Source organism: Acidovorax sp. A1169 (assembly GCF_030704685.1).
Lineage (GTDB): Bacteria > Pseudomonadota > Gammaproteobacteria > Burkholderiales > Burkholderiaceae_C > Acidovorax.
On the sequence record NZ_JAUZDX010000001.1, the window covers coordinates 70,143 to 92,163 of the forward strand.

The 22,021-nt window shown below is 66.8% G+C and carries 19 protein-coding genes; 13 read left to right on the top strand and 6 right to left on the bottom strand.

Going from position 1 to position 22,021, the window contains the following annotated elements; translation table 11 throughout:
• Positions 1–62: 62 nt before the first annotated feature.
• The gene (locus QYL93_RS00315; protein ID WP_305741803.1) at positions 63–1,025 is read right to left on the bottom strand and encodes a tripartite tricarboxylate transporter substrate binding protein; all 963 of its coding nucleotides are present in this window, start codon (positions 1,023–1,025) and stop codon (positions 63–65) included.
• A gap of 99 nt (positions 1,026–1,124) precedes the next feature.
• Here QYL93_RS00315 and QYL93_RS00320 point away from each other — a divergent pair, with 99 nt between their 5' ends.
• A complete protein-coding gene (locus tag QYL93_RS00320) occupies positions 1,125–1,994 on the top strand; it encodes a LysR substrate-binding domain-containing protein (RefSeq protein ID WP_305741804.1) in 870 nt (289 codons plus the stop codon).
• A gap of 9 nt (positions 1,995–2,003) precedes the next feature.
• On the opposite strand, the gene dkgB is transcribed toward QYL93_RS00320, so the two are convergent.
• Both dkgB and QYL93_RS00330 read right to left on the bottom strand, forming a co-directional pair.
• Entirely contained in the window at positions 2,004–2,816 is an 813-nt protein-coding gene (gene dkgB / locus QYL93_RS00325) for a 2,5-didehydrogluconate reductase DkgB (protein ID WP_305741805.1), read from the bottom strand.
• A gap of 40 nt (positions 2,817–2,856) precedes the next feature.
• Positions 2,857–4,059: an MFS transporter gene (locus tag QYL93_RS00330; protein WP_305741806.1), complete on the bottom strand. Its 1,203-nt coding sequence runs from the start codon at positions 4,057–4,059 to the stop codon at positions 2,857–2,859.
• A 114-nt stretch (positions 4,060–4,173) separates the two neighbouring features.
• Between QYL93_RS00330 and QYL93_RS00335 the strand changes: the two genes are divergently transcribed.
• On the top strand, positions 4,174–5,058 hold the full coding sequence (locus QYL93_RS00335; protein WP_305741807.1) for a LysR family transcriptional regulator: 885 nt from the start codon (positions 4,174–4,176) through the stop codon (positions 5,056–5,058).
• Here QYL93_RS00335 and QYL93_RS00340 read toward each other — a convergent pair.
• Positions 5,055–5,759 carry a glutathione S-transferase N-terminal domain-containing protein gene (locus QYL93_RS00340; protein WP_305741808.1) on the bottom strand — a complete coding sequence of 235 codons (705 nt, stop codon included), beginning with the start codon at positions 5,757–5,759 and terminating at the stop codon, positions 5,055–5,057. The two genes, QYL93_RS00335 and QYL93_RS00340, sit on opposite strands and share 4 nt — an antisense overlap.
• Positions 5,760–5,887: 128 nt before the next feature.
• On the opposite strand from QYL93_RS00340, the gene dapF reads away from it, so the two are divergent.
• The 3 genes from dapF to QYL93_RS00355 are packed head-to-tail and all read left to right on the top strand — an operon-like array spanning position 5,888 to position 8,490.
• The gene (dapF, locus tag QYL93_RS00345; RefSeq protein ID WP_305741809.1) at positions 5,888–6,766 is read left to right on the top strand and encodes a diaminopimelate epimerase; all 879 of its coding nucleotides are present in this window, start codon (positions 5,888–5,890) and stop codon (positions 6,764–6,766) included.
• Positions 6,763–7,461, top strand: a complete 699-nt coding sequence (locus QYL93_RS00350) for a DUF484 family protein (RefSeq protein ID WP_179682061.1) — start codon at positions 6,763–6,765, stop codon at positions 7,459–7,461. The genes dapF and QYL93_RS00350 overlap by 4 nt, the downstream gene beginning before the upstream one ends.
• A gap of 24 nt (positions 7,462–7,485) precedes the next feature.
• Positions 7,486–8,490: a tyrosine recombinase XerC gene (locus QYL93_RS00355; protein ID WP_305741810.1), complete on the top strand. Its 1,005-nt coding sequence runs from the start codon at positions 7,486–7,488 to the stop codon at positions 8,488–8,490.
• 6 nt (positions 8,491–8,496) lie between these two features.
• On the opposite strand, the gene QYL93_RS00360 is transcribed toward QYL93_RS00355, so the two are convergent.
• Positions 8,497–10,854 (bottom strand): bifunctional diguanylate cyclase/phosphodiesterase, encoded by a 2,358-nt coding sequence (locus tag QYL93_RS00360; RefSeq protein ID WP_305741811.1) that lies wholly within the window; start codon positions 10,852–10,854, stop codon positions 8,497–8,499.
• Positions 10,855–11,145: 291 nt separating this feature from the next.
• Between QYL93_RS00360 and lepB the strand changes: the two genes are divergently transcribed.
• A complete protein-coding gene (lepB, locus tag QYL93_RS00365) occupies positions 11,146–11,811 on the top strand; it encodes a signal peptidase I (protein WP_305741812.1) in 666 nt (221 codons plus the stop codon).
• A gap of 54 nt (positions 11,812–11,865) precedes the next feature.
• Here the strand turns inward: lepB and QYL93_RS00370 are convergent, their stop codons facing one another.
• The gene (locus tag QYL93_RS00370) at positions 11,866–13,479 is read right to left on the bottom strand and encodes a methyl-accepting chemotaxis protein (RefSeq protein ID WP_305741813.1); all 1,614 of its coding nucleotides are present in this window, start codon (positions 13,477–13,479) and stop codon (positions 11,866–11,868) included.
• Positions 13,480–13,783: 304 nt separating this feature from the next.
• On the opposite strand from QYL93_RS00370, the gene QYL93_RS00375 reads away from it, so the two are divergent.
• The 7 genes from QYL93_RS00375 to mraZ all read left to right on the top strand — a co-directional run bounded on the left by QYL93_RS00375 (position 13,784) and on the right by mraZ (position 22,021).
• Complete coding sequence (locus QYL93_RS00375; protein WP_305741814.1) at positions 13,784–15,019, top strand: class I SAM-dependent rRNA methyltransferase; 1,236 nt, start codon at positions 13,784–13,786, stop codon at positions 15,017–15,019.
• Between the two features lie 220 nt (positions 15,020–15,239).
• The gene (locus QYL93_RS00380; RefSeq protein WP_305741815.1) at positions 15,240–16,316 is read left to right on the top strand and encodes a GTP-binding protein; all 1,077 of its coding nucleotides are present in this window, start codon (positions 15,240–15,242) and stop codon (positions 16,314–16,316) included.
• A 671-nt stretch (positions 16,317–16,987) separates the two neighbouring features.
• Positions 16,988–17,485 carry an RNA polymerase-binding protein DksA gene (gene dksA, locus QYL93_RS00385; protein WP_057200253.1) on the top strand — a complete coding sequence of 166 codons (498 nt, stop codon included), beginning with the start codon at positions 16,988–16,990 and terminating at the stop codon, positions 17,483–17,485.
• A 53-nt stretch (positions 17,486–17,538) separates the two neighbouring features.
• Positions 17,539–19,260, top strand: a complete 1,722-nt coding sequence (locus QYL93_RS00390) for an STAS domain-containing protein (RefSeq protein ID WP_305741816.1) — start codon at positions 17,539–17,541, stop codon at positions 19,258–19,260.
• Between the two features lie 75 nt (positions 19,261–19,335).
• A complete protein-coding gene (gene hslV / locus QYL93_RS00395) occupies positions 19,336–19,899 on the top strand; it encodes an ATP-dependent protease subunit HslV (RefSeq protein WP_057200150.1) in 564 nt (187 codons plus the stop codon).
• Between the two features lie 106 nt (positions 19,900–20,005).
• Positions 20,006–21,340, top strand: a complete 1,335-nt coding sequence (gene hslU / locus QYL93_RS00400; RefSeq protein ID WP_305741817.1) for an ATP-dependent protease ATPase subunit HslU — start codon at positions 20,006–20,008, stop codon at positions 21,338–21,340.
• 252 nt (positions 21,341–21,592) lie between these two features.
• Positions 21,593–22,021: a division/cell wall cluster transcriptional repressor MraZ gene (gene mraZ, locus QYL93_RS00405; protein WP_057200254.1), complete on the top strand. Its 429-nt coding sequence runs from the start codon at positions 21,593–21,595 to the stop codon at positions 22,019–22,021.

Below are 22,021 nucleotides of genomic sequence, written 5' to 3' on the forward strand. Positions count from 1 at the left end.
CTGCCCCGCCCGGCGCGCGGGGCGCCGGGAATGGGATCACACAGGGGCGGGGTGCTGGCGGGTCAGTCGGCCTTGATGCCGGCGCCCTTGATGGTCTTGGCCCAGTAGGCGGTCTCGGTCTTCACCAGGTCACCAAGCGCATCGGGCGCCAGGTAGCGCAGCTCGATGCCAGCGGCGTCGGCGCGCTGGCGCGTCTCGGGCATCTCCAGGGCCTTCTTCACGTCGGCCGTGAGCTTGGCGATCACCGCCGGTGGCGTGGCCGCCGGGGCGAACAGGCCCACCCAGGCTTCGAGCTTGAAGTCGGGCATCCCGGCCTCGGCCACCGTCGGCACGTTGGGCAGGCCCGGGTGGCGCTTGGTGCCGGTCACGGCAAAGGCCTTGAGCTTGCCGCTGACCACATGCTGCATGACGGAGGGCGGCGTGGTGATGAACACCTGCACCTGGCCGGCCAGCACGTCGGCCACGGCCGGGCCCGAACCGCGGTAGGGGATGTGGGTCATGAAGGTGCCGCTCTGCTGCTTGAAGATCTCGGTGCCGATGTGCGAGAGCGAGCCATTGCCTTGCGATGCGTAGTTGACCTTGCCGGGGTTCGCCTTGAGGTAGGCGATGAACTCCTTGAGGTTGTTGCCCGGCACCGAAGGGTGGGCCGCAATCACGTTGGTGGCCACGGTGAGCAGGGCCACGGGGGCGAAGTCCTTGGCCTCCCAGGGCAGGCTGGGGGCCAGTGCCGGGTTGCCCACATGGTAGGCCGAGTACGAGATCAGCAGGTTGTAGCCGTCGGCCTTGCTGCGGGCCACGGCACCGTAGGCCACGTTGCCGCTGCCGCCTGCCTTGTTGTCGATCACCACCGGCTGGCCGAGCACGCGCGCCAGGGGTTCGTTGAGCAACCGGGCCGAGGTGTCCACCACACCGCCGGGCGGGTTGGGCACGGTGAGCGTGATGGCCTTGCTGGGGTAATTGTCCTGCGCCGAGGCCAGGCCCGAAAGGGCCAGCGTGGCAGCCAGCAGGTTGTGCTTGATCGTCATGTTTGTCTCCGCCTGGATGTTGTAGTCAGGGTATTGTGGAAACAAGCGAACCAACAGTCCAATATATTGTTGGTCTTGATCAAGACTTGAAAAGTATCAATGGAACTGCGGCATCTGCGTTACTTCATCGCCCTGGCCGAAGAGCTGAGCTTCACGCGCGCTGCGCAGCGCCTGCATGTGTCACAGCCGCCGCTGAGCCTGCAGATCGCCCAGCTGGAGCAGGAACTGGGTGCGCAACTGTTCGTGCGCACCAGCCGGCGCGTGGAGCTGACGCTGGCGGGCCAGGCCTACCTGGTCGATGCGCGCGCGGTGCTCGAGCGGCTGGACACGGCGCGCCAGCGCGTGGCAGCCATCGGCCAGGGGCAGGCAGGGCGCATCGAGGTGGGGCTGTCGGGCTCGCATTTCCTCGGGCCGTTTCCGGCAGCGCTGGCGCGCTACCGGCACAGCCACCCGGGCGTGGACGTGGTGCTGCACGAGATGCAGCCCTCGCTGCAGCAGGCGGCCCTGCGCGACAAGCGCATCGACGTGGGCATTTCGCGCACGGCGGTCAACGACGACCAGCTTTCCAGCACCCTGCTGTGGCCCGACCCCGTGGTGGCCGCCTTGCCGCCCGGCCACCCGCTGGCGGCGCGCAAGGCCCTGGCCCTGAAGGACCTGCGCAGTGAGGCCTTCGTGATGCTGCGCCGCGATTCATCGGCCCATGCCGAGCACATGGTGCAGTGCTGCGTGCAGGCGGGCTTTGCGCCCCGGGTGGCGCAGACCACGGTGGAGCTGGCGGCCTTGCTGAGCCTGGTGGCCGCAGGGCTGGGCGTGGCGCTGGTGCCGTCGTCGCTCGGCAGCCTGTTCGGTGCCCGCGTGGTGCTCAAGACCCTGGGGGCCAAGGCACCGCGTGCCGACGTGCATGCGCTGCAGCGGCGCGGCGACCTGCTGGGGGTGGTGCCGGCCTTCGTGCGCGTGGTCGCCGGCTGAAAGGATCGGTCAATCCCAGGCGGGAGCCAGGCCGTCGGGGTCGACCAGCCGGCCGCCTCGGTCCAGGGTCGCGATCTGCGCCATCTCCGTGTCCGTCAGGCGCAGCTGCTGCGCCTTCAGGTTGCTGGCCAGGTTCTCGCGCCGGGTGGACGAGGGGATCACGGCGTAGCCCAGTTGCAGCGCCCAGGCCAGTACCACCTGGGCCGCGGTGGCCCCATGCGCGCGGGCAATGGCTTCGATCACCGGTTCGTTCAGCACCTTGCCGTAGGCGAGGGTCATGTACGAGGTGATGGGGATGCCCTGGCTTTTCGCGAAATCCGCCACGCTGCGGTTCTGCAGGTAGGGGTGCAGCTCGATCTGATTGGTAGCGATGGTGTCCGCGCCCACGGCGGCAATGGCCTGCTGCATCAGCGCCACGGTGAAGTTGGAGACGCCGATGTGCCGCGCCAGGCCCTGGGCCTTGGCTTCGGCCAGGGCGCCCATGTACTCGGCCACGGGCACGGCACCACCCGGGGAGGGCCAGTGGATCAGGGCCAGGTCCACCTGCTCGGTGCGCAGCTTGGCGAGGCTGTCCTTCAGGCTGGGGATGAGCTTGTCCGCCGCCAGGTTCTCGGTCCAGACCTTGGTGGTGAGGAACAGCGCGCTGCGTGGCACGCCGCTTTCGGCAATGGCCTGGCCGACCTCGGCCTCGTTGCCGTAGATCTGCGCGGTGTCGATGGCGCGATAACCCAGGTCGAGCGCATTGCGCGCCGAGTCGACGACGACCTGGTCCTTGAGGCGGAAGGTACCCAGGCCGAAGGCGGGGATGGAAGAAGAATGCATGAAGAAAGACTCCGTGTGGATGTGCAGGAAAAAAGGGTGATCAGTGGCCGACGGGGACCGGGCCACTGGAGCGCACGGGGATTCCGGCTCGGCGGTCCAGCACGCCGCTGTAGTGCGTCAGGGCCAGCGAACCCAGCACCACCACGGCGCCTATCCAGGGCGTGTGCATCAGGCCCAAGTGCGTCACGATCAGGCCACCGGCCCAGGCGGCACCGGCAATGCCCAGGTTGAAGGCGGCGATGTTCAGGCCCGAGGCCACGTCCACCGCCTGGGGCGTGAAACGCTCGGCCTGCTTGACCACGTAGACCTGCAGCCCCGGCACGTTGCCGAAGGCCACGGCGCCCCAGAGCAGCACGGTCACCAGCGCCAACCAGGGGTGCGGCGCGGTGAACTGCAGCAGCAGCAATACGGCGGCCAGCAGCGCGAACACGATGCGCAGCGCGGGGATCGGACCCAGCCGGTCGGCCAGCCTGCCGCCCCAGATGTTGCCCACCGCGACCGATATGCCATAGACCAGCATCACCCAGCCCACCGCACCGGCGCTGAAACCAGAAATGTCGGTCAGGATGGGTGCAAGAAAGGTGAAGGGAATGAAGGTGCCACCGTAGCCGATGGCCGTCTTGGCATACACCAGCAGCAGGCGTGGCTCGGCCAGCACCTTGGCCTGCTGCAGCAGCGAGGCCGGTGGGGTGTGGGCGATATTGCGCGGCACGAAGAGGGCGCTGCCGATGAAGGCGACCACGCCCAGTGCCGAGACGGCCAAAAAGGTCTCGCGCCAGCCGAAGTGCTGGCCGATGAAGGTGCCCAGCGGCACCCCGGTGACCAGCGCCACGGTGAGCCCGGTGAACATGATGGCAATGGCGCTGGCGGCTTTTTCGCGCGGCACCAGGCCCGTGGCGATGGTCGAGCCGATGGAGAAGAACACCCCGTGCGCCAGGCCGGTGAGAATGCGCGCGGCCACCAGCGATTCATAGCTCGGTGCCTGCCAGGCCAGCAGGTTGCCGGCGGTGAACAAGGCCATCAGCGACAGCAGCAGCGCCTTGCGCGGCAGCTTGCCGGTGAGGGCCGTGAGCACCGGGGCGCCGACGGCGACCCCCAGGGCATACAGGCTCACCAGCAGGCCCGCAGAGGGGATGCTGATGGACAGGTCGGCCGCCACGGTGGGCAGCAGGCCAACGATCACGAACTCGGTCGTGCTGATGGCAAAAGCGCTGAGCGTCAGCGCGAGCAAGGCAATGGGCATGGAAACACTCCTGTGGGGATGCAGGGAAGTGTCGGATTTGCAGCCTTGCAGAAAAAGACGGTTACAAGCCATAGATAGTTGATTTGGAATCAACAATCGGCGAGCATTGCGCCCATGAAATCCACCCTGGAAGAGTTGCAGGCCTTCGTGGCCGTGGTCGACGGCGGCTCCATCACGGCGGCGGCGGACCAGTTGGGTCAGACGGTCTCGGGCATCAGCCGGGCCCTTGGGCGCCTGGAAAAGAAGCTGGAGACCACACTGCTGCGCCGCACCACGCGCCGCACCGAGCTGACCGAGGAGGGCCAGGCCTTCCTGCAGCGCACGCGCGCCATCCTGGCCTCCATCGACGATGCGGAGGAAAGCATGGCCGCGCGGCGCCAGCAGCCCGCCGGCCGGCTGCGCGTGAATGCGGCCACGCCCTTCATGCTGCACGCCGTGGTGCCGCTGGTACCTGCGTTCCGCGCGGCCTATCCGCAGATCACGCTGGAGCTCAATACGGACGAGATGTACATCGACCTGCTGGAGCAGCGCACGGACGTGGCCATCCGCATAGGCCGGCTGCAGGACTCGACCCTGCATGCGCGCCCCCTGTGCACCAGCCGCCTGCGCGTGCTGGCCAGCCCGGAGTACCTGGCGCGCGCCGGCAAGCCCAAGGGCGTGGCCGACCTGGCCGGGCACACGCTGCTGGGCTTCAACGAACCCGAGTTGCTCAACCGCTGGCCGCTGCGCGGCACGCACGGAGACGAATGGCGGATCGTGCCCAGCCTCACCGCGTCGAGCGGCGAAACATTGCGCCAGCTGGCGCTGGAACATGTGGGGCTGGTATGCCTGTCGGATTTCATGACCGCAGGCGACCGCGATGCCGGCCGCCTGGTGCAGGTGCTGGCGCGCGACACGGTGGACGTGCGCCAGCCCATCAATGCGGTCTACTACCGCAACACGCAACTGGCGGCGCGCATTGCGTGCTTCCTGGATTTCCTCCAGGAGCGCATGGGTTAGCCTCGTGCCGGGATGTTCAGGCCCTTGACCACGGCCGGGCGCGCTACGAAAGCCTCCAGCACGCGCTTTATTTCCTTGAACTGGTCGAAAGCCACCAGCTCGCCCGCGCCATAGAAGCCCACCAGGTTGCGCACCCAGGGCAGGATGGCGATGTCGGCAATGGTGTAGGTGTCGCCCATCACCCACTGGCGTCCGGCCAGGCGCTGGTCCAGCACGCCGAGCAGGCGCTTGGACTCGGCCACGTAGCGGTCGCGCGGGCGCTTGTCCTCGAAGTCCTTGCCGGCGAACTTGTGGAAGAAGCCGAGCTGGCCGAACATCGGGCCCACGCCGCCCATCTGCCACATCACCCACTGCAGGGTTTCATAGCGGGCCGCTGCGTCCTGGGGCACCAGTTGGCCGGTCTTGTCCGCCAGGTAGATGAGGATGGCGCCCGACTCGAACAGCGCCAGTGGTTTGCCGCCGGGGCCGTCGGGGTCGAGGATGGCGGGGATCTTGTTGTTGGGGTTGAGCGACAGGAACTCGGGCGAGGTCTGGTCGTTAGTCTCGAAACTCACCAGGTGCGGCTCGTAGGGCAGGCCCAGCTCTTCCAGCGCGATCGAGGCCTTCACGCCATTGGGCGTGGGCAGCGAGTACAGCTGGATGCGGTCCGGGTGCTGGGCGGGCCACTTGCGGGTGATGGGGAAAGCGGAAATGTCTGCCATGGGCTCCTCGTTCGTTGTTTTCAAAGACGCATGAGCCTAAACCGCTTGGCCGCCCTGTGCTGGATGGGGGCATTGCGATTGCCACGGCGGTTGGCAGGGCCGCCCCGCCACCGACGATAATCCGGAGCATGAAGATCCACTTCACCAAAATGCAGGGCGCGGGCAACGACTTCGTCGTGCTCGACGAGACCCGCTCGCGCCTGAACCTCACGGCCGGCCAGTACCGCTACCTGGCGGACCGCCATTTCGGCGTGGGCGCCGACCAGATCCTCACCGTGCGCCCCTCGCCCGCCGCGGGCATCGACTTCGAATACGTGATCCACAACGCCGACGGCGGCGAGGTGGGCCAGTGCGGCAACGGCTCGCGCTGCTTTGCGCGCTACGTTTACGACAAGGGCCTGACCACCAAGGACACCATCCGCGTGCAGACGCTCAGCGGCGTGCTCTCGCCCAGGCTCAATGCCGATGGCCGGGTCACGGTAGACATGGGCGTGCCGGTGCTCGACGAGCCCCGCGTGCCTTTCGATACCACTGCCCTGGCCCCCACGGTGCAGGGCAACGGCCGCACCTGGCCCCTGGCGTTCGATGTGCAGGGCATCCCCGTCACCGTGCCGGTGGCCGTGGTCTCCATGGGCAACCCGCATGCGGTGCAACTGGTGGACAGCGTGGACACGGCCCCGGTGGGTCTGTGGGGCCCGCTGATCGAGAGCCACTCGCGCTTTCCGGAGCGCGTGAACGCGGGCTTCATGCAGATCGTGGACCGTGGCCATGTGCGCCTGCGCGTGTTCGAGCGCGGCACCGGCGAGACCCTGGCCTGCGGCTCGGGCGCCTGCGCGGCCGTGGCCGCCGGCATCTGCCTGGGGCTGCTCGACAATGAGGTGCATGTGGACATGCACGGCGGGCGCCTGACCATCGCCTGGAGCGGCGAGGGCACCGATTCCCTTTTCATGACCGGCCCGGCCACCACCGTATTCGAAGGCCAGATCGACATTCCGGACGCAGCATGACCAACCCCAGCACCCACATCCCGCCCATCACCGAAGACGACATCGCCCAGTTCCTGGAGAACACGCCCGGCTTTTTCGAGCGCCACGCCGAGGTGCTGGCCAGCGTGCAGATCACCAGCCCCCACGGTGCCCGTGCCGTGAGCCTGCAGGAGCGCCAGGCCGAGATGCTGCGCGAGAAGATCAAGGGACTGGAGCACCGCGTGATGGACATGGTGCGCAACAGCGGCGAGAACACCGCCATTGCGGCCAAGGTGCACCAATGGACCAGCGCACTGCTGCAGGTCAAGGACCCGTTCGACCTGCCCGAAGCAGTGGTGGAGGGCATCCGCACCCTGTTCGACGTGCCCCAGGCCACCGTGCGCGTGTGGGAAGTGGCCGGCCCCTATGTGGACGCCGACTTCGCCCAGGGCGCCAGTGAAGACGCGCGGGCCTTCGCCTCGTCGCTGACCATGCCCTTTTGCGGCCCCAACCTGGGCTTCGAGCCGGCCGGCTGGCTGAGCTCTCCGGACGGGGTGCAGGCCCAGTCGCTGGCCCTGCTGCCGCTGCGCCAGGGCGCCATCGACAGCGCCACGCCAGCCTTCGGGCTGCTGGTGCTGGGCTCGCACGATCCCCAGCGCTTCGATGCCACCATGGGCACCGAATTCCTTTCGCGCATTGCCGAGCTGGCCAGCTCGGCGCTGGTGCGCCTGCGCTGATCTGCCAAGCGGACGGCTGTCCTCGTGACCACCGCCACACCCATCGCCCCTGACGTCGGCACCCCGGCACCGGATCCTCTGGTGCTGCGCTACCTGGAGCATGTGCGCGTGGAAAAGCGCCTGGCGGCGCGCACGCTCACGCTGTACACGCTGGACTTGGAGAAGCTGGCGCAGTTTGCAGCCGGCGTGGGCCTGCCCCTGCTGCAGCTGCAGACGGCGCACATCCGCCGCTTTGTAGCGCAGATGCACAGCAGCGGGCGCAGCGGGCGCGGCATAGCGCTCATCCTTTCGGGCTGGCGCGGCTTTTTCATCTGGGCCGGGCGCCAGGGCCTGGTGCCGCACAACCCGGTGCAGGACGTGCGTGCTCCCAAGGCCCCTAAGCCCCTGCCCAAGGCCCTGGGCGTGGACGACGCCGTGCGCCTGGCCGAGTTCGACAACACCGGGGCCGACCCCTGGCTGGAGGCGCGAGACGCCGCCATGGTGGAGCTGCTCTACGGCTGTGGCCTGCGCGTGGGCGAGCTCGCGGGGCTTGATGCCGTGCCCGGTGCCGAAACCCAGCGCCAGGGCCGCGGCTGGATCGACCTGCAGGCGGGCGAGGCGCATGTGTTCGGCAAGGGCAGCAAGCGGCGCAGCGTACCCGTGGGTCGCTCGGCCCTGGATGCGCTGCAGGCCTGGCTGGCGCTGCGCGCCGGGCCGTTCGGCGGCGAGGGGGCGGCGCGCCTGGATGCCGCACTGTTCCTGGGTCAGCGCGGCGCGCGGCTCACGGCACAGTCCATCTGGCTGCGGCTGCGCCAGCGCAGCCAGCAGGCGGGGCTGACCACGCCGGTGCACCCGCACATGCTGCGCCACTCGTTCGCCAGCCACCTGCTGCAGTCCAGCGGCGACCTGCGCGCCGTGCAGGAGCTGCTCGGCCACGCCAACATCACTACCACGCAGGTCTACACGCGCCTGGATTTTCAGCACCTGGCCAAGGTGTACGACGCGGCCCATCCGCGGGCTCGGCTCAAGCCAGGCGCGGGCTCTGAATAGAACGGGTCAGGTGAGCGCCGCAGGCTGCGCTGCAATGAAGGCCGTGACCGCCGCCAGGTCCAGCGGGCGGGCAAAGTAGAAGCCCTGGCCCGTCACGCAGCCCAGGCCCTGCAGCAGGTGGGCCTGCTCGGCGGTTTCGATGCCCTCGGCCGTGGTCTCCATGTGCAGCGCCTGCGCCAGTTCGATCACCGAGTGCACGATGGCCTCCGACTCGGGGCTGCTCTGGATGGGGGCGATGAAGGAGCGGTCGATCTTGAGCCGGTCGAACGGAAAGCTGCGCAGATAGGCCAGCGAGGAGTAGCCCGTGCCGAAGTCGTCCAGCGCAATGCGCACCCCGGCATGGCGCAGCCGGTGCAGCGTGGCCATCACATCGTCCGTGTCCTGCAGGAAGACAGATTCGGTGATCTCCAGCTCCAGCCGCTCGGGCGGCAGGCCGCAGCGCTCCACCACCGCCAGGATCTTGTCGGCCAGCAGGGCATCGTCGAACTGGCACACCGAGAGGTTGACCGACATCACCAGCTCGCCCGGCAACTGGAGCGCCGCCAGGCAGGCGTGTTCCAGCACCCACAGGCCTATATCGCGGATCAACCCCGCCTCTTCGGCCACGGGGATGAATTCCACGGGCGACACGCTGCCAAAGCGCGTGCTGTTCCAGCGCAGCAGGGCCTCCAGCCCCGCGATGCGGCCCGAGGCCAGGTGCCATTGCGGCTGGAAGGCCAGGTGCAGTTCGCCCTGGGCCAGGGCAGAGCGAAGGCCGTCCTCGAGCGCGATGCGCCGGTGGGCGCGCTGGTCCATCTCGATGGAAAAGAACTGCACCTGCCTGCGGCCGCGCTGTTTGGCTTCGTACAGGGCCAGGTCGGCATGGTGCAGCAGGGCGTCCACGTGGGTGCCATCGCGCGGCAGGAAGGCCACGCCGATGCTCAGGTGCGGGGTGGTGGCCAGGCCCGAGAGGTCGCAGGGCTGCTCTACGGCGCGCATCAGCCGGTCGCAGAACACCTGCACTTCGGCCCGTGTGCTGGCACCGTCGAGCAGGATGGCGAACTCGTCCCCACCCAGTCGGGCCACCAGGTCGCGGCTGCGGATCTCCTGGTCCATGCGCTGCGCCACGGTCTTGAGCAGCAGGTCGCCGTTGCCGTGGCCATAGGCGTCGTTGACGCGCTTGAAATTGTCCATGTCCAGGCACAGCAGGGCTGCTGCGCCGGTGCCGGCGCTGTCCAGCGCACACTGCTGCTGCAGCCGATGCTGGAAGTGGCGGCGGTTGGCAAGACCGGTCAGCGAGTCGAAGTGCGCCAGGCGGTGCATCTCGTCCTCGGCGTGCTTCTTGTGGGTGATGTCCACCCCCACGCCGCGCCAGTCCTGCAGGCTCTGGTCCAGCCGCCAGGTGGGTTTGGCAGTAAGCGCCCACCAGCGCAGCTGGCCCTCGATCATGATGGGTACGGGCAGGTCGCGAAACGGCTGCGGGCCCCTGAGCGCGGCCTGCAGCGCCTGCAGGTGGGCGGCCGGGTCCACGCCATGGGTGGCGCCCTGGTGGGTGCGGGCGATCAGCTCCACCAGGCCCAGGTCCGGGTCGTCCTGGCGGCTGTAGCGCAGGGCTTGGTCCAGGCGGTTGGATGAGTGGCGCAGCGTGCCTTCGCTGGAAACCTCCCAGAGGAAGTCGCTGGTGTTTTCCTCGAAATCGCGCAGCAGCAGGCCCACGATCTGCTGCTGGTGGGCGGCATCGGCCTCGGCCGCCAGGCGCGACCCATAGGACCGGGCCATCACGCGCACCGAGGCGATCACCACCAGGCCGTAGGTTACCAGCAGCACCAGCAGTGTCAGCGTGCCCGGCTGGTCCGCCGCCCGTGCCAGCCCCACGGCCGAGCCGCCCGCGAGCAGCAGCACATAGCTCAGGGCCGCCTCGGGCACCGTCACCAGCGCAAAGCCCCCCGCGCAGATCATTCCGCAACTGATCGCCAGGATCATCATCTGGTCTGGCGCCGTGGCCGAGGCGAAGAGCGCCGCCGGTATGGCGCCCCACAGCAGGCCCAGCGCGCCGGCGTGCCGGGCGGCGCGCTGGATCGCCTTCTTCGACGCCAGCAGGCGGGGAGGGTGGTTGCGTGCGCGCTGCCAGGCACGCAGTCCCTGTGCCGCCACAAACAGCAGCGCCAGCATCCAGGCCCAGAGCCAGGGGGGCACCGTGGCGAGGCGCCAGGTGATGAAGCACCCGTTGAAGACATTGACCGCCATGGCCAGCGGGGTCAGGCGCAGCATGGCCTGCAACTGCTGGGCGCGAAAGCTCGCGGCCAGCGGTTCATCTGCCTCGTAGGGGGCTAGCCATTGCTGCACGCGCGCGGGCAGGAGTGTCAAAAGGCGGGGTTCTGCCATGCAGGCGGGTCCGTTGGTGCAGCCACCGGCCCTCTGCGCTCGGGCGGCTGCGTCATCACACAGGTTTCGGCAAAACACACTTTGCAACCATTGTGCACCCTCGGCTGTGTCCCTGCCCAGGGGTCAAACCAGGGGCCGCAGCTGTCCGTTGCGCCGACCGCACGGCGTGCGGGCTGCATGCGCATGGCTGGCCGGGAACCTTTGGCGCCGTGGCGGGCTCCGAGCGCTGTGGCCGTGCAGCGCAGGGCCACACGAAAAGCCGTTCAAGGGACAACCCGAGGAGAAGAAACGATGGGACGCTGGATCAAGGCCAACAAGGGATTTCTGGTGCTGCTGATGTGCTTCGGCCTGTTTCGCACGGCCGTGGCGGACTGGAATCCGATTCCCTCGGGCTCGATGCGGCCCAACCTGGTCGAGGGCGACGTGGTGTTCGTCAACCGCCTGGCCTACAACGTGAAAATCCCGCTGACCGACGTGGTGCTGGCCCCGATGGGTGAGCCTCAGCGCGGTGACGTGGTGACCTTCTCTTCGCCGCTGGACGGCACGCGCCTCATCAAGCGCCTGGTGGCAGTGCCCGGCGATACGGTGGAGATGCGCGACGAAGTGCTCATCATCAATGGCGAAGCCGCCCGATACGAGGCACCGCAGGCGCTGCAGGAAGCCACGGGCCTGGGCCGCACGGTCGACGCCACGCGCCTCACGGAGCAGGTGCAGGGCCACGAGCGCCGCGTGCAATGGCTGCATGGCGTGACGGCGCGTAGCAGCTTCGCCCCCGTGGCGGTGCCCGAGGGTGAGTACCTGGTGCTGGGCGACAACCGCGACAACAGCGCCGATTCACGCTACATCGGCCTGGTGCCGCGCCACCTGCTGATCGGCCGGGCCCTGGGCGTGCTGGTGTCGGCCGATACCGAGCGCTACTTCATGCCGCGTTTCGAGCGTTTTGGCAAGGCGCTTTGACAGGCCGCTGAAACTGGCTGCGGATGGTATCCGCACATGCCGCTTCCTGCGGCATCAGCCGTTCAGGAGCGCTGGGCGAGCGCTTGTGCCCGGCAGCGCCAACGTTGGGGCGCGCATTCCCGGCAGCTTGAACACCGCCACCGTCGCCACCAGCCCGTCGGCCCGGTGGCTCAGGCCGGCGGCGGCTGCTGCCATCTCTTCGACCAGCGCTGCATTCTGCTGGGTACCCTGGTCCATCTGCATCACGGCTTCGTTGATCTGGTCAACGCCCGTGCTTTGCTCGCTGCTGGCCGCACTGATCTCTCCCATGATGTCGGTGACCTCGCGGATGGAGTCCACCACCTGGGTCATTGTCTGGCCCGCACGATCAACCAGTGCCGTTCCGGCCTCGACGCGCTCCACGCTCGCGCCGATCAGGGTCTTGATCTCGTGCGCCGCCGCTGCGGCCCGGCCGGCGAGGTTGCGCACTTCCGTGGCCACCACTGCAAAGCCCCGGCCCTGATCGCCCGCGCGGGCGGCCTCTACCGCCGCATTGAGTGCCAGGATATTGGTCTGGAAGGCAATCGAGTCAATCACGCCGATGATGTCGGCGATCTGGGCCGAGCTCTCGTTGATGCGCCTCATGGTATCGACCACCTCGGCAACCACGGTGCCGCCCTGTCTTGCCACCGTGGAGGCGCAGAGCGCCAGTGCGCTGGCCTGGCGGGCGCTGTCGGCGTTCTGGCGCACGGCGGAGTTCAATTGTTCCATGGAGGCCGCAGTCTCTTCCAGGGCGCTGGCCTGTTCTTCCGTGCGCGAGGACAGGGCGGTGTTTCCCTGGGCGATCTGCTCGGCCGCACTGGCAACGCTTTCGGAGCTCTGGTGCACCAGGGAGACCATGGCTGCCAGGCTGTCCTGCATGCGTTTGAGTTGTGCCATCAGGCTGGTGGTGTCCCCGGTCTTGAGCGCGATGGGCACCGTGAGGTCACCGTGTGCCACGCTGCGTGCCAGGTGGACGGCGGCGCTGGGCTCGGCGCCCAGCTGGCGGATGATGCTGCGTGTCACCAGGTAGCCCAATACCAGGGTGAACGCCAGGCCCGTGGCAATCGCGCTGGCCACGAAAAGCCAGGTGCCGTGATAGGACTCCACGGCGCGCTCGTATTCGTTGCGCGCGGTATCGAGTTGCACCTGCACCAGGTCCCCGAGCACGTTCTGCAATGGATCCAGCGCGGGGTACATGTCCCTGGCTGCAAACGCGGTCAGGGCCGCTGTATCGCCACGCTGGAGGTGGGCTTTCAGGGCTGCGACGGCCGCGTCCGCCGTGGGCTGCAGTTGCCGGAACTGCTCGACCAGGCGCGTTTCCTGGGGCACGAGGCTGGTGGCGAGGTAGGCACTCCAGTGCTCGTTGATGTCCTGGGTCGCCTTGCCAATGGAATCGAGGCCCTGCTGGGCCGTCAACGCGCCGTCACGGACCTTGTGCGCCGTATCCACGATGTTGACCGCATAGGCGTCCGATACGAGCTTGATCTGCTTGAGTGGGACCACACGGTCCTGGTAGACCGTGTCGAGTCCGACATTGGACCGTTGCATGCCCATCAAGCCGGCGCAGCCGATCACGACGGTCAGCGCGCACAGCACCACCAGCAGCAGCGACAGGCGGGTAGACACTTTCATCTGGTGGAAGTTCATGGCATCAGGCCGGTTGGTTGATCGGAGGTCCGGAGCGGGTGTGGTGCGCAGCGTGGAAAAGGGGACCTGCGTCGCGTGGGGTGGGGCGGTGTAGAGAAACTCCGGTAGAAACGTCGGCGTTTTGTACCACTTAAGGTCTTTGCTGGCGAAAGGAAATTGGCAACCCTTTTGGGTGAGAGTCCCGAAGGGTGGGAGCTCGTTTCTTGTGTCCCATCAGGTGGTGTTGGGGCGCGCGGCCTTGTGACCAGGGGGAACGGGGGGGGCGTGGTACGCGGTGCGGTCCCCAGCCTGCACAATCGGACCCATGAAAACCCTTCGCCTACGCCCTGGCAAGGAGCGCTCGCTCCTGCGTCGTCACCCCTGGATCTTCGAGTCGGCCATTGCCAAGGGTGGTGGAGACAGCGGCGAGACGGTGCGTGTCGAGTCGCACGAGGGCCAGTTCCTGGCCTGGGCCGCGTTCAGCCCCAGCTCGCGCATCCGTGCCCGGGTGTGGAGCTTTGACGAGGCGCAGCGCATTGACGAGCCCTTCTTCATCGCCGCCTGCGCGCGCGCCATCATCGCCCGCGCCCGCTTCGACGTGCAGAGCGACGGCATCCGCCTCGTGCATGGCGAGTCCGACGGCCTGCCCGGCCTGATCGTGGACCGCTACGGCGATACGCTGGTGGCGCAGTTCACCAGTGCCGGCACCGAGCGCTGGAAAGACGTGCTGGCCGATGCCCTGCTGCGCGAGACCGGCCTCACCCGGCTGTACGAGCGCTCCGATGCGAGCGTGCGCGCTCTGGAGGGGCTGGAGCCCGCCACGGGCTGGCTGCGCGGCGGCCCGGTGGCCGGTGGCGAGGCGCCACCGGTCGAGCTGACCATCCACGAGCACCAGTGGCAGCTCACGCTGAACATCGCCGAAGGCCACAAGACCGGCTTCTACCTGGACCAGCGCGACAGCCGCAAGCGCTTTGCCGACTATGCACGCCGGCTGGGCTTCCAGCATGTGCTCAACTGCTTTTGCTACACCGGCGGCTTCAGTGTGGCGGCGCTGGCCGGCATGCGTGCGGCCGAGGCGGCGGGCGGGCCGGGCGGCGGCCACGTGACTTCCATTGATTCCTCCGGCCCCGCGCTGGAGCGGGCGCGCGCCCATGTGGCGCTCAACGGTTTCGACGTGAACCGCGCGAGTTTTCTCGATGCCGATGTGAACGCCTCGCTGCGCCAGTTCCTCAAGGAAGGACAGCGTTTCGACGCCATCGTGCTCGATCCGCCCAAGTTCGCGCCCACTGCGGCGCATGCCGAGCGTGCCGCGCGCGCCTACAAGGACATCAACCGCCTGGCGCTGCAACTGCTCACGCCCGGCGGCGTGCTGTTTACCTTCTCGTGCTCGGGCGGCATCAGCGCTGACCTGTTCCACAAGATCGTGGCCTCGGCCGGGGCCGATGCCGGGGTGGACGGCTACATCGTCGAGCGTCTGGCGGGTGCGCCCGACCACCCGATGACGCTGGAGTTTCCCGAAGGCGAATACCTCAAGGGGCTGGTGGTGATGCGCAAGTCCTGAGGCCCGCAGCCCTTTGCACGGGTGTTAACGCAACTTCCTTACGTCAAGGGATGCTTTTTTGCTCATCTATCCATAGCTGAAAGTCAACGACTGGTATTCGATGGGGCACAAAAATGGGGTATCCCCATCGGTGCGGGTGCGCGGTGTGGTCTTGATTTCGTGGCTAAACTGCCGCAAGTCGTCCCCCTTGGCACCCGCATCCTTTTCTAGGCTTTTTTCCATGTCCCTCATACCTGCCACCATCCTCACCGGCTTCCTGGGCTCGGGCAAGACCACCCTGCTCAAGCGCCTGCTCAGCGAAGCCCACGGCCAGAAGATCGCCGTGATCGAAAACGAGTTCGGCGAAGAGAACATCGACAACGACATCCTGGTGACCGAGTCCAAGGAGCAGATCGTGCAGATGAGCAACGGCTGCATCTGCTGCACCATCCGCGAGGATCTGCGCGAGACGTTGCAACTGCTGGCCGCGAAGAAGCGCAAGGGCCTGCTCGATTTCGACCGCATCGTGATCGAGACCACGGGTCTGGCCGACCCTGGCCCCGTGGCGCAGACCTTCTTCATGGACGAGGAGATTGCCGAGACCTACCTGATCGACTCCATCATCACGCTGGTGGATGCCAAGCACGCACCCCAACAGCTCAACGACCGCCAGGAGGCGCGCCGCCAGGTGGGCTTTGCCGACCAGATCTTCCTGTCCAAGACCGACCTGGTGAGCGCCGAGGAGACCGACGCCCTGATCCACCGCTTGAAGCACATGAACCCGCGCGCGCCCATCAAGGCGGTGCACTTCGGCGAAGTGCCGCTCAAGGAAGTTCTGGACCTGCGCGGCTTCAACCTCAATGCCAAGCTCGACATCGACCCCGACTTCCTCAAGGAAGAGGGCGATCACGACCACCATGACCATGGGCATGACCACTCTGGCCATGAACACGGCGAGCACTGCGACCACCCTTCGCACCAGCATGGCCACGAAGGCGGCGGGCACCACCACCACCACGATGACGACGTCAAGAGCTTCGTCTTCCGCTCGACGCGCCCATTCGATCCTGCCAAGCTCGAGGACTTCCTGGGCGCCATCGTCAACATCTACGGTCCGCGCATGCTGCGCTACAAGGGCGTGCTGTACATGAAGGGCACCGAGCGCAAGGTGATCTTCCAGGGCGTGCACCAGCTCATGGGCAGTGACCTGGGGCCGCAGTGGGCCGAGGGCGAAGAACGCCTGAGCAAGATGGTCTTCATCGGCATCGACCTGCCCAAGGACATCCTTCTGCAAGGGCTGGAACAGAGCCTGGTCTGAGAGGCTGAGAATCTCTCGTCCATGCCCGCCTTGCACGCCAAAATACCCCGGTTCGTCGTTGCAAATGCTCGCCATAGCCCGAGCTATGGCTGTGCTTTGTGCCTAGATCCGAGGCGTTTTGACGCGCCCCTGGGTCACGGCCAAAAAATTCCCAGCCTCTGTCCGTGCGCAGTGGGTTCGGAATGGTCAAAGATGGTTCCGGCACCCCGATTTCCCTGGGAACAGGGTGATATGGGTGGCAAGATGTGTCGTATCTGCAACGTTTCCGTTTGCGTCAGCCCAGGTCGATACAATCGCGCCCCGGTAAAACCCCGGAAGGCTTGCCATCCGCCCTTGGCTGCCAGCGCAGCCTGGGCCCGCCCGTATAGCGAGGAGACCAGGAAGTGAAAGCCGAAACCAGCAAATCCAAGGCGGCTGCGAAAGCAGCCCCGAGCGCGGGTAAAAGCGCTGCCGCACCAGCGGCAGCCAAAGCTGCTGCAAAGGCCTCTGCCAAGGCTGCTCCCAAGGTGACAGCCGCCCCGGTGCCCGTCGCCCCCGAACCTGTTCTGCAGGCGGGATCCCATGTACCCGTGCGCACGACCCGGCCTTCTTCCCGATTGGCCCAATTGACCGTACCATCCATGGCACAGGCAACGGCTTCCACCGCTGCCAAAGCCAGCTACCAACAGACCATGCCCACGACCGCGCAAGTGCATCCCACTTTCACTGCTGCCAAAAAAGACCCCAAGCTGGCCAACAACTGGAAAGCCAAGACGGCCCAGGAGCTGACCGACGCTGAAGTCCTGGCCATGCCTGACAGCGAATACATGAACGAAAAGCAGATGGCGTTCTTTCGCCTGAAGCTGGTCCAGCTCAAGCAGGACATTCACAACAGTGCCGGTGAAACCACCGAGCACCTGCGTGAAGACACCGTGGTGGTGCCGGACCCTGCCGACCGCGCCACCATCGAGGAAGAGCATGCCCTGGAGCTGCGCACGCGCGACCGCGAGCGCAAGCTGCTCAAGAAGATCGAGCAGTCCATCGCCCGCATCGATGCCGGCGACTACGGCTACTGTGACGAGACGGGCGAGCCCATCGGTGTCGGCCGCCTCATCGCCCGCCCCACGGCCACGCTGTCGCTCGAAGCGCAGCAGCGCCGCGAACTCAAGCAGAAAATGTTCGGTGACTGAAGGCCGCCCGGCCTGAACGCACCCATGCGCACGCACCCTCTCTCGCCTACCCCATGAGCAAGGAAGAAACCACGCCCGGCGGCCTGCTGTCCAAGATGGTGCGGTTTGTGCGCAACCCGACGACGAACTGGACCGAGCTCGACTCGCTCCAGGACGACCGGGAGAGCCAGTACAGCAAGCAGATGCTCAAGGAGATGATCGAGCGCAAGCGCCGCAACGATTTCGTGCGCCGCCGTGAGTTCGATCAGCTGCGCAAGTTGCGCCAGCGCGAAGTGCTGCAAGGCCAGCGCACCGAAGACCCCACCGCACGCCCCTCGTTCTTCCAGAGCAGCATGGCCTCGCCCGACGAGCGTGCCGTGACTCTCAAGAAGATCGATGAGATCGAGGCGCAGATGTCGCAGCAGTGGTGGAAGAGCAAGGCCAACGCCGACGCCCCCACCCAGCCTGCGGATTTTCGCGGGGAGGACGAGGCCGCTGCACGTGCCTTCGCGCCCACCGCGCCCGTCAGTCTGGCCGCGCCCATTGCCGCCGCCCCTGCGGCGGTCAAGCCCCTTTTTGACGACGACAGCATGGCGATCGGCCAGTTTGGCGGCACCGATGCGACCATGCGGGGGGAGCCGCCGCGGCAGGACGTACTGGCATCGTTTGACCCGAGTCCGGCGCCAACGCCCGAAACCGCATCCGCACCGGAGGAATTCGTGCACGAACCCGACCTTGAAGAGGCCGCCATCCGCTTCGCCAACGGCGATCACGCAGGGGCGGAGTCCGGCTTGCTCGATGTGCTGGCACAGCACCAGCAGGACGAGCCGGCACAGCAGCTGGAAATCTGGATGACGCTGTTCGACCTGTACCGCGCGACGGGCCAGCACGACCGCTTCGACACCCTGGCCATCGATTTTGCCGCCGGCTTCAGCCGCTCGGCCCCTCTGTGGTTCTCCATGCCCGAGCAACTCGGCCTGGTGCAGGAACAGGCGCCCGCAGCGGGTGCGGCCCGCCGGGATTTCAGCTGGAATGCGCCCCCACGGCTTACGGTATCGTCGGTAGCGGCGCTGCAGGCCTCCATCGAGCGCTCTGCCGCGCCCTGGACTCTGGCCTGGACGCGCATCGCCGGCATCGACGATGCCGCCGTGCCCTTGCTGGCGGACCAGTTCACCAAGTGGGCGGACCGTGCGGGCCAGTTCGTGTTCTCGGGCGTGGACCGGCTCACGACGCTGATGGAGATCATGACCCAGTCGGGTGACCGCGCCTCGGGCCCCGAGTGGTGGCGCCTGCGCATGGCAGCGCTTCGCCTGATGGGCCGGCCGGACGAGTTCGAACTGGTGGCGCTCGACTACTGCGTGACCTATGAGGTGTCGCCGCCCTCGTGGGTGGCGCCCAAGATGGGCTATTCGGACGATGCCACAGCGGCCAGCAGCCAGGCTGCGGCGCCCGCTGAGCGCGACATGCTGGCGTCGGACTTCGGTTTTGATGCGTCCATTCCCGCTACGCTGGACGCGACCCCTGTGGCCTCGCTCAGCGGGCACATCGATGGCGATGCCACCCCGCTGCTCGAGCCCTTCCAGGCGCTGATGCGCCCCGGGGTACCGCTCACGGTGTCCTGCGACAAGCTGATCCGCGTCGACTTCGCTGCGGCCGGCTCGGTGCTCAACTGGGCCGCAGAGCAGCAGGGCCAAGGCCATGAGGTGCATTTCCACAACCTGCAGCGTCTGGTGGCCATCTTCTTCAACGTGATCGGTATCAACGAGCACGCCTGGGTGATCCCCCGCAAGAACTGACGGCCTGCGTGCCGGTGCCGGGCGCGGGTGCTGCCCGGCTTGAAAGCAGTGCCGGCGCCCCCATCTGCGGCAGTTATGGATTCCTCAAACAACCACCCGGTGTTTCACGGCACCACCATCCTGAGCGTGCGCCGCCAGACCCCTGCTGGCGTGCAGGTGGCCATTGGCGGCGACGGCCAGGTCACCCTGGGCAACATTGTCGTCAAAGGCACCGCCCGCAAGGTGCGCAAGCTGCACCACGGCAAGGTGCTGGCCGGCTTTGCGGGCGCGACGGCCGATGCGTTCACCCTGTTCGAGCGCTTCGAAGCCAAGCTCGACAAGCACCAGGGCCACCTGGTGCGTGCCGCCATCGAACTGACCAAGGACTGGCGCACCGACCGCGTGCTGCGCCGTCTGGAGGCCATGCTGGCCGTGGCCGACCTGGAGGCTTCGCTCATCATCACCGGCAACGGTGACGTCCTGGAGCCCGAGCAGGGCATCGTGGCCATCGGATCGGGCGGTGCTTACGCCCACTCGGCCGCCAAGGCGCTGCTCAACCACACCGACCTGCCGGCGCAGGAGATCGTCAAGAAGTCCCTCGAGATCGCGGGTGAGCTGTGCATCTACACCAACATGCACCACACCATCGAGACGCTTTGATGGCTTTGCCCGGTGCGCGGCCGCGCGACCCGGGCCCTCCCTTTCATGGTGCCGGCCGCAGTGTGATGCGGCGGCCGGTTCCCCCACCGAACCCAGGCGGATCTCCATGTCGTCCATGACCCCCCAAGAAATCGTCTCCGAACTCGACCACCACATCGTCGGCCAGGCCAGCGCCAAGCGTGCGGTGGCCATCGCGCTGCGCAACCGCTGGCGCCGCCAGCAGGTAGAGGGCGCGCTGCGCCACGAGATCACCCCCAAGAACATCCTCATGATCGGCCCCACGGGCGTCGGCAAGACCGAGATCGCCCGGCGCCTGGCGCGCCTGGCCGATGCGCCCTTCATCAAGGTCGAGGCCACCAAGTTCACCGAGGTGGGCTATGTGGGCAAGGATGTCGACTCCATCATCCGCGACCTGGCCGAGATCGCCGTCAAGCAGACCCGCGATGCCGAGACCCGCAAGGTGCGCGCGCGTGCCGAGGATGCGGCCGAGGAGCGCATCCTGGACGTGCTGATCCCCGTGGCCCGGTCGGCCGCAGGCAGTGAAGCAGCACCCCCGGCCACCGACAGCACGGCGCGCCAGGTGTTCCGCAAGAAGCTGCGCGAAGGCTCGCTCGACGACAAGGAGATCGAGATCGACGTGGCCGAGAGCCGGCCGGCGCTGGAGATCATGGGCCCTTCGGGCATGGAGGAGATGACCGAGCAGTTGCGTGGCATGTTCAGCCAGATGGGCCAGGACAAGCGGCGCACGCGCAAGCTCAAGATCGCCGAGGCGCTCAAGCTGCTCACCGAGGAAGAAGCCGCCAAGCTCGTCAACGAGGAAGAGATCAAGACCCGCGCCATCGCCAACGCCGAGCAGAACGGCATCGTCTTCATCGACGAGATCGACAAGGTGGCATCGCGCCAGGAAAGAAGTGGCGCCGATGTTTCGCGCCAGGGGGTGCAGCGCGATCTGCTGCCGCTGGTGGAGGGCACCACCGTGTCCACCAAGTACGGCATGGTCAAGACCGACCACATTCTGTTCATCGCCTCGGGCGCCTTTCACCTGGCCAAGCCCAGCGACCTGATTCCCGAACTGCAGGGTCGCTTTCCGATCCGGGTGGAGCTGGGCTCGCTCTCCGTGCAGGACTTCGAGGCCATCCTCGTGCAGACCCATGCCTCCCTGGTCAAGCAGTATCAGGCGCTGCTGGCCACCGAGGGGGTCACGCTGGAATTTGCCCCCGAGGGCATCACGCGCCTGGCGCACATCGCGTTCGAGGTGAATGAGCGCACCGAGAACATCGGCGCGCGCCGCCTGTCCACCGTGATGGAGCGGCTGCTCGATGAGGTGAGTTTCGACGCCACGCGCCTGTCGGGTCAGACTGTCACCATCGACGCGGCCTATGTCGACGCACGGCTGCAGACCCTGAGCCAGAACGAGGATCTCTCGCGCTACATCCTGTGACCTTGGGAGCTGCCTTGAGGTATCACTTGCATAGGCTGCTCTAAGTGGTTCTTTCTCAACGACTTTTGCTTGTTTGGCTTCTTCGGAGTCGCGCCTAAGTCCTTGATTTCATTGCAAAAGTTTGTTGTGCACCCCCTTGCTCGGTGTGCTTTTCCTGCTACAGTGCAAAAAAGTGCAATTAAGTGGTGAAAAGTGCCCTCGAAGACCCTTTGCACGGGTTGAGTGGATCCATACCGAGTGGGGATTTTTTTCGTGTTCCAAGGTGCCTCGTCGCTGAGTCTCGATGCGAAGGGTCGGCTGTCCGTGCCGACCCGGCATCGTGACGTCCTCGCCGCGACGGCCGCCGGGCAACTCACGATCACCAAGCACCCCCATGGCTGCCTGATGGTCTTCCCCCGCCCCGAGTGGGAAAAATTCCGCGAGCGCATCGCCGAGCTGCCCATGTCCGCCCAGTGGTGGAAGCGCATTTTCCTGGGCAATGCCCAGGATGTGGAGATGGACGGCACGGGCCGGGTGCTGGTGTCGCCCGAACTGCGCGAGGCCGCAGGGATCTCGCGCGAGACCATGCTGCTGGGCATGGGCAACCATTTCGAACTCTGGGACAAGGCCACCTATGACGAGCAGGAGGCCAAGGCCATGCAGGGTGAGATGCCCGACGTCTTCAAGGACTTCTCTTTCTAA